This is a genomic window from Lacrimispora amygdalina (genome assembly GCF_003432035.1).
GTDB classification, from domain to species: Bacteria; Bacillota; Clostridia; order Lachnospirales; family Lachnospiraceae; genus Lacrimispora; species Lacrimispora amygdalina.
In genome coordinates, this window is the sequence record NZ_QOHO01000057.1 from 56,990 (window position 1) to 64,077 (window position 7,088).

Consider the following 7,088-nt stretch of genomic DNA (forward strand, 5'->3'; position numbering starts at 1 on the left):
CTACAACTTTTGCCGCAGCAAACACGGAAAAGGACGAAGCTCTATGAACTACAAAAATTTCAAAAACCCAGTAAAATCGGGCCTTTTGGCGGTGGACGAAGCGGGATGAAAGCATATAAAATGACTTACCCGCAAATCCCGACCTTGAAGTCAGCAGGCAAGTAAACCCTAGTAAAATCAAGGGTTTCGAGTGGTAAAAGGAGCTTAGGTACCACAAAAGTACCACAATAGTTCCAATGGTAGATGCAGGACAGTACATGATAATGCATTTACTTCTTGGGTAGTCAATCAAATATTTGCAAAATTAAGGACACTTTCTAAAAGAGAAATCTTTTGAGAGTGTCCTTTTTGTTATGGTCAAAAACTATTAGCAAGGAGGAAATGCCATGAAAACAAGTACAGCGATAGGTGCAGGCAGAGCGATTATGAGAATAACCGTTCCCGAAATGAGACAGAGATTATACCCAATCAGAGGAGGAATGAACGAGTATGTTAAAAGTAAGAGTTTCGGGACCGACCTACGAGCTGAAAGATTATTTGGAACACATGGAAAAAGACAAGGTGTACCAGGTCACAAGCCAATCCAAGCCCTTAAAGAATAAGGGAACCAACAAGATCTTCCGAGTGTTTTCGGATGTGGACAAAAGAACAAAAATAGAAGCCCGCAAAAGGCAGGGCAACAGATAAAAAAGAACAGGAGGAACGGTTATGGCTAAAGTAATCGCAGTAGCTAATCAAAAAGGGGGAGTCGGGAAGACAGCGTTGGCAAGCAATTTAAGCGTTGGTCTTGCCATGAATGACAAAAAGGTATTGGTCATTGATGCTGATCCCCAGGGAAATTTAACATCCAGTCTCGGTATAGATAATGCGGATGAACTGGAGAACACTCTTGCTTCTTTCATAGAGCGTGAGATAAATGAGGATCCGATAGATCCTGCGGAGTATATTCTCCATAACGATGAAGGCGTGGATCTCATGCCGTGCAATATAAAGCTTGCCGGTATGGACTACATGATAATGAACGCTCTCAGCAGAGAGCATCTGCTGGATGCTTTTGTATCAAGCGTCAGGGACGAATACGATTATATCCTAATCGATTGTTCTCCCAGCCTTAATCTTGTGACAATCAATGTGCTGACAACTGCGGATTCTGTGATCATTCCGGTGGAGGCATCGTATCTTTCAATGGCAGGTCTTCAACAGCTACTTGCTTCAATAGGCTCTACAAAGAGAAAACTCAATCGTAAGTTGGAGGTTGAGGGCATCGTTATCAATAAAGTAAATACCCGTACCAACCATGAGAAAGATATCATAGAAAAGCTCCGTGAAGCCTATGGCAGTCAGATAAAGGTATTTGATGTGATGATACCGGAGTCCGTAAGGGCAAAGGAATGCACTGCATACGGACACAGCATATATAAGCATGATCCTAAGTGCAAGGTCGCAAGGGCGTTTGAAGAACTGACAAAGGAGGTGCTGGCGTATGGCTGCTAAGAAACCACTTCCGGACAGGGTACAGCTAAAAGGTCTGGATTCTCTTTTTGGTATTGATCAGGAGCAGACCGGACAGGTGCTTGATGTTCCGATCAGAGAGCTTTTCCCATTTCAGAATCATCCGTTTAAGGTCTTGGATGATGAAAAGATGGCTCAGACAGTTGAAAGCGTCCGTGAGAACGGTATCCTCGTACCGATCATGGTTCGTAACAGACCTGAAGGCGGCTATGAAGTGATATCAGGTCACAGGCGTAAACATGCGGCTGAGATAGTCGGACTGGAGACGGTTCCTGTTATCATAAGGGACCTGACAGATGATGAAGCCGTGATCGCAATGGTGGACGCTAACCTCCAGAGGGAAGAGATTCTGCCGAGTGAGAAGGCGTTTGCTTACAAGATGAAGCTTGATGCAATCAAAAGACAGAATAAAGCGGGAAGACCAGAATCAAATAATTCTCGCCAAGTTGGCGAGAATTTATGGAGCGTGAATCAACTCAGCGAGGGTAACAGTGATAGTGCAAGAACTATTCAGCGGTATATCCGTCTCACAGAGCTTCTGCCGCAGCTGTTGGAAATGGTTGATAACAAGAAGATAAAGTTCAACCCGGCAGTTGAGTTATCATATATCACTCCGAGTGAGCAGTTTCTTCTTATGGAAGTCATGGAAGAGGATAATGTTGTTCCGTCTCTTTCGCAGGCACAGCAGATAAAGAAGCTCTCACAGGAAAAACGCTGCACAAAGGAAGCGCTCCACGCTCTGCTGGCCGTAGCAAGTATTAAGGAAAGAAATGTTGTTATCAAACATGAAATCATCATGCAATACTTTCCTGCGGAAGCAAGTGATGCGGAGATTGAAAGTCTTATCGTAAGACTTCTGGATGATTATCGTAAGAAGCACGGAGGTGTGTAAAATGCCAAAGTATGATTACGAGTATTACTCCGGTGCTGAGAGTGATCAGTTTCGATTTCTACGGATCCCGAAGGTCTTTTTTGAGGATTCTGACTACGAAGATTTAGGGCTGGCAGAATATGTCTTGTATGGGTTTTTGCATGAGTTGGTGGACTACTCACATAAGAAAGGTTGGGTAGATAAAGACGGGCGGACATATGTAATCTGGACGGTGGCATCTATGCAGAAAGTACTCAGATGCAGTGAAGATAAGGCAAGATCAACGCTTAAGAACCTTGTTGATTTTGGGCTTGTAGAAAGGAAACGCCGGGGACAAGGAAAATCAGACATATTATATGTCAAGAATTTCATTACCAAGAAAGCGGAAATATCCGGTTCTGAAAATAATGATGGTTGTGGAAAACTTTTTTCTGAAACCGAAAATAACGGAGTCTTGTCTGTGGAAATTACGGAATCCGGAGAAGGCAAATTCCCTATTCTTGAGTCTGCTGATTCCGTGCCAAAAGATAATAATAATTATTTAAAAAATATTATTGAGCCTAATCATAATCTTATCCAGGTTACTGGTAATACTACAGGGGCGGCTGAGTCTGTGGATAACTCAGGATGGGATGAGGATGTGATACGTGAAGATATTGCACAGATCAAGGAGAATATCTATTACGACGAAATGTCTGCAAGGTACAGAGCAGAATATAACAGTCGATTTGACGAACTGTTTGAAGTTATGGTTGATCTTGTAGCCGGGAAAAGAGAGTCGCTGAATATCGGAGGAACAGAGTATCCCCAATGGCTTGTTCGTAAAAGAATCTTATCGCTGACAGCGAGTCATGTTGAGTATGTTATGGGGATGATAGCCGAGAATCTCGGTAAGATACACAATATGCGGAAGTATATGATTGCATCACTCTTTAATGCGCCGACAACGATGGATAATTACTTCACACAGCTTGTCCATCACGATATGCACACAGAGGAATGGTACGAGATGTCTCAGAAGATGGCTCGTCAAAGGGAGGCTGAGAGAAACGCAAAGATACAGGAGCTTGAAGAAAGGCAAATCGGTCAATTATCAAGTGACGAAGAAAACATGAGGAGGGCAGCCAATGAGTGAGAGATTATCAGCGATGATATTTAAAGTTATATTGCCGGTACTGGCAATCAGCTTTATGGTGCTGTTCTGCTATCCGGTCTGCAATAAACCTGAAGGATTTGATTTCTTTTTGTTCTGGATCCTCGTAGGATTTCCATTCGGCATCAGACGGATGTGGTTGTGGTTGATACCGAGGAATTACGGCATTGCAGGCTCTCTTGGTGTGATAGCCCTGGATTGTATCGTTGGAGGAATCATAGGCGGTTTTATGGCTATTGTGGCTGTGATAAAAGCGGTAGCAACGACCGTACAGGTCATAACGGGGAGGTTGTGATGCATGAAGGAAACGGTGTCTGAGAAATGTCCGGAGCTTGCCGCACAATGGAGTAACAGAAATCTTCCGCTCATGCCATCTGATGTTACGATTGGATCACATAAGCGTGTGTGGTGGAGAGGCTCCTGCGGACATGAATGGCAGGCAATAGTGAAGAATAGAGTTAATGGTTCAGATTGTCCGTATTGCAACAGCAATCAGCTCTTAAAAGGCTTTAATGACCTTGCTACGATGAAGCCTGAGCTTGTATCCGAGTGGTCAGATAAAAATCATCCGCTTATGCCGGATATGGTTTTATCCTGCACCAACAAATCCGTATGGTGGAGATGTATCCAAGGGCATGAGTGGATAGCAAAGATAGCTGACAGGTATTATGGGAGCCAGTGTCCGTTTTGTGAAGGACATATGCTTTATAAAGGGTTCAATGATCTTGCCAGTAACTATCCTGAACTTGCCAAGGAGTGGTCAGAGAAAAATGCTCCAAAGAGGGCTGATGAAGTATTCCCGAAGTCCAGGGAAAATGTCTGGTGGAAGTGCCGTGTATGCGGATATGAATGGAGGGCTGTGATAGATAGCCGTGTGAAGGGTTCTTCCTGTCCGGTATGCTCTGACAGAGTTGTTGTAGCCGGTGTGAATGACCTTGCTACCACGGATCCCGAACTGATATCTGAATGGGACTATGATCGTAATACGATGATTTCCCCGGAACAGATGCATCGGAATTCTTTGAGGATAGTCTGGTGGATATGCGGTCGTGGTCACAGATGGCGGGCAAAAATAGCTGACAGAGCCATTGATAAGGAGCCTTGCCATATATGCAGAAAAGAATTTGATAAGGAGTTCCCCGATATCCTTTTGCGGCATTACTTAAAGCAGGCAGGATATACGGTTATCGTAGATGAAGAGGAGTTGATCGGGATTCCTCTTGCGAATTTCATAAAGGAAAAGAATGCGGTTATTGAATTTTCAAAACCGTTTTACAATACAAAAGACGGATACAGATGGGAGTTTGCAAAGACGCAGCTATGCAAAAACGCAAGAATAAAATTGATCCGTATTCTAAGGCAAAGAGATAGGGAGTTTGAGGACTGTGTATGCATCACAAGGCTCAATGACTCAGATGAAGCACTTGCGGATGCCATAGAGCTGGCGCTTCATATATTGAGGATAGAAATAAGCATTGATGTAAAAGCAGACCGACCACATCTATTTGAAAAATATACAGCGATAGGGCAGTTATGAGAAGAATCTTGTAGCTGCCTTTTTATTTGAAAAAGGGAGGAAGGAATGGCAAAGAGTATAGAATCGCTTGTAGAAAAAGAAATTCAGAAGGGATCGACACCATTAAAACTTGATAGTGTTATGGTACCGGCAGAGGGCTTCAGGGATATAGACAACAGAGAGCGTCTTATCAATATCCTTCAGTATCTTCTCCGGGTGAGAGAGCATAAAAAGCTGATATGGAATGATACACTGTCTGCCAACAATGTCTATATGGATGTATTCCTTGGCAAGACAGACTTTCACAGAGCTGCGCTTATTACCGGGCGTGAGGAAATCTATCAGCACATCAACTGGTATGGCGGAAAGCTTAAGCCGGATTATAACGGTAAAACCGTGATAGAGACTGATGTATGCGCTTTTTCCATAGCAGAGGATGAACTGGAGAAATGTAAAAAAACCTATGATGGGAAAGAAGCCTATTCTTTCTATTTTGGAAAATATCAGATTCGTTCTCTTTATGCGGATTGCCTTGAGTACAGAAAGAATATGGCACGGGATGGAGATACACTCCATGCCACCGATGCAGGTACACAGCAGGCGGCTTATGGAAAATATAGTGAGCTTTTCAGGCTGAATGATGATATGATTCGGGCAGTGCTGTTCCAGTGCCTTTTACTGGATGATCTTAAGGTTGAAAACGGCATGGTATTTGCAAATCTGTATACGATATATTTACTACGGTAGGAACAATAAAACAGTAGATACAGCGATAGGAGCAGTTTTTGTATCTCTTCGGAGATGTAAAGGCTGCTCCTTTTTTGCGTTATGGAGATTATTATCCGGCATGAGACCGGAGGAAAGGAACAACATGAGAAAAATATATTTGCGGAGGCTGCTGGTGCCTCCCTGGCTGTGAACATTACCAGAGGATAAACGAAAGACAGGAGGATGATGATGCAGGAAGAAGTAACACAGAAATCTATTGCCCTTGTGATCAGAACCTCCAAACTGACCGCCGATGTGCTTAAAAAGGCTATGATCGCCTACTTAAATCATCTTAAGAATAAGCAGGCTAACTGGCATGGGAAGATTTCCGTAAAGAAGCTCATGGGCAAGGATCAGGGTGCGAATACCATGGAAATAACGGAGAATAACATCAAATCTTTTGAGCGTGTTGCGAAGAAGTACAATGTTGATTTTGCCGTGAAGAAGGATAAGACCGTGGATCCGCCAAAGTATGTTGTTTTCTTCAAGGGCAGGGATGCCGACGTTATAGCGATGGCATTCAAAGAATTTGTGCATGGAAACGAAAAGAGGCAGAACCGTGAATCCGTAAGGGATAGGCTGAACCGTTATAAGGAACTCTGGACTCAAACAATGAACAGGGAACGCGCCAGAGAAAAAACCAAGGATCGGGGACAGAGCCTATGAGTAAGGTAGTAGACGGAATCATAAAAGATTTAAAGAACATACCCGAATCCTTGCGGAAAAAGATGAAAGGCACGGATAAGAATAAGCTGATCCGTATGAGCATCCCCTATGTTATCGTAGGATATTTCTGTGATAAGTCAGCGTGGATGTTCAGACAGGTCGAGGGAGATCTCTTCCCAAGGCTTATGGATACGGCTTCAAGGCTGGGAGAGGCTTTTACCAATCCTTTGCCTAGTTTCAATCCTATGGATCTGCTTTTTGGAGTAGCGTGCGGAGTAGGCTTTCGCCTGATTGTGTATTTCAAGGCGAAGAACGCCAAAAAGTTCAGACATGGAGTGGAGTATGGCAGCGCAAGATGGGGAAATGCAAAGGATATCGAGCCTTATATGGATCCGGTATTCGAGAACAATATCATCTTAACAGCATCGGAGAGGCTGATGATGTCGGGGAGACCCAGCTCACCGAAATATGCCAGGAATAAAAATATACTGGTCATAGGTGGAAGCGGAAGTGGTAAGACCCGCTTTTTCGTGAAACCAAATTTGATGCAGATGCATAGTTCCTATGTAGTTACCGACCCGAAGGGTTACAATAATATAGGA

General features: G+C 43.6%; 9 protein-coding genes. All 9 read left to right on the forward strand.

Features of this window, described 5'->3' with window-relative positions; all coding sequences use genetic code 11:
* Positions 1-489: 489 nt before the first annotated feature.
* On the forward strand, positions 490-687 hold the full coding sequence (locus DS742_RS17670) for a DUF3970 family protein (RefSeq protein ID WP_081816829.1): 198 nt from the start codon (positions 490-492) through the stop codon (positions 685-687).
* Between the two features lie 21 nt (positions 688-708).
* Complete coding sequence (locus DS742_RS17675) at positions 709-1,494, forward strand: ParA family protein (protein ID WP_026667042.1); 786 nt, start codon at positions 709-711, stop codon at positions 1,492-1,494.
* Entirely contained in the window at positions 1,484-2,404 is a 921-nt protein-coding gene (locus tag DS742_RS17680) for a ParB/RepB/Spo0J family partition protein (RefSeq protein ID WP_117418304.1), read from the forward strand. The genes DS742_RS17675 and DS742_RS17680 overlap by 11 nt, the downstream gene beginning before the upstream one ends.
* A 1-nt stretch (position 2,405) precedes the next feature.
* Entirely contained in the window at positions 2,406-3,518 is a 1,113-nt protein-coding gene (locus tag DS742_RS17685) for a DUF6017 domain-containing protein (protein ID WP_170313506.1), read from the forward strand.
* A complete protein-coding gene (locus tag DS742_RS17690; RefSeq protein ID WP_092871256.1) occupies positions 3,511-3,831 on the forward strand; it encodes a DUF6050 family protein in 321 nt (106 codons plus the stop codon). The genes DS742_RS17685 and DS742_RS17690 overlap by 8 nt, the downstream gene beginning before the upstream one ends.
* Positions 3,832-3,834: 3 nt before the next feature.
* Positions 3,835-5,073 (forward strand): zinc-ribbon domain-containing protein, encoded by a 1,239-nt coding sequence (locus DS742_RS17695; RefSeq protein WP_117418306.1) that lies wholly within the window; start codon positions 3,835-3,837, stop codon positions 5,071-5,073.
* 45 nt (positions 5,074-5,118) lie between these two features.
* Positions 5,119-5,799, forward strand: coding sequence for a hypothetical protein (locus tag DS742_RS17700; RefSeq protein WP_117418307.1), 681 nt, complete (start codon positions 5,119-5,121; stop codon positions 5,797-5,799).
* Between the two features lie 210 nt (positions 5,800-6,009).
* Positions 6,010-6,486: a PcfB family protein gene (locus DS742_RS17705; protein ID WP_026667047.1), complete on the forward strand. Its 477-nt coding sequence runs from the start codon at positions 6,010-6,012 to the stop codon at positions 6,484-6,486.
* The coding region (locus tag DS742_RS17710) for a type IV secretory system conjugative DNA transfer family protein (RefSeq protein ID WP_147325819.1) at positions 6,483-7,088 on the forward strand (606 nt) is incomplete at its 3' end. The genes DS742_RS17705 and DS742_RS17710, both read left to right, overlap by 4 nt.

Coding starts and splice junctions, on each gene's coding strand:
- DS742_RS17705 (WP_026667047.1), top strand. CDS start 6,010: ATGCAGGAAGAAGTAACACAGAAATCTATTGCCCTTGTGATCAGAACC.
- DS742_RS17690 (WP_092871256.1), top strand. CDS start 3,511: ATGAGTGAGAGATTATCAGCGATGATATTTAAAGTTATATTGCCGGTA.
- DS742_RS17675 (WP_026667042.1), top strand. CDS start 709: ATGGCTAAAGTAATCGCAGTAGCTAATCAAAAAGGGGGAGTCGGGAAG.
- DS742_RS17670 (WP_081816829.1), top strand. CDS start 490: ATGTTAAAAGTAAGAGTTTCGGGACCGACCTACGAGCTGAAAGATTAT.
- DS742_RS17680 (WP_117418304.1), top strand. CDS start 1,484: ATGGCTGCTAAGAAACCACTTCCGGACAGGGTACAGCTAAAAGGTCTG.
- DS742_RS17700 (WP_117418307.1), top strand. CDS start 5,119: ATGGCAAAGAGTATAGAATCGCTTGTAGAAAAAGAAATTCAGAAGGGA.
- DS742_RS17695 (WP_117418306.1), top strand. CDS start 3,835: ATGAAGGAAACGGTGTCTGAGAAATGTCCGGAGCTTGCCGCACAATGG.
- DS742_RS17685 (WP_170313506.1), top strand. CDS start 2,406: ATGCCAAAGTATGATTACGAGTATTACTCCGGTGCTGAGAGTGATCAG.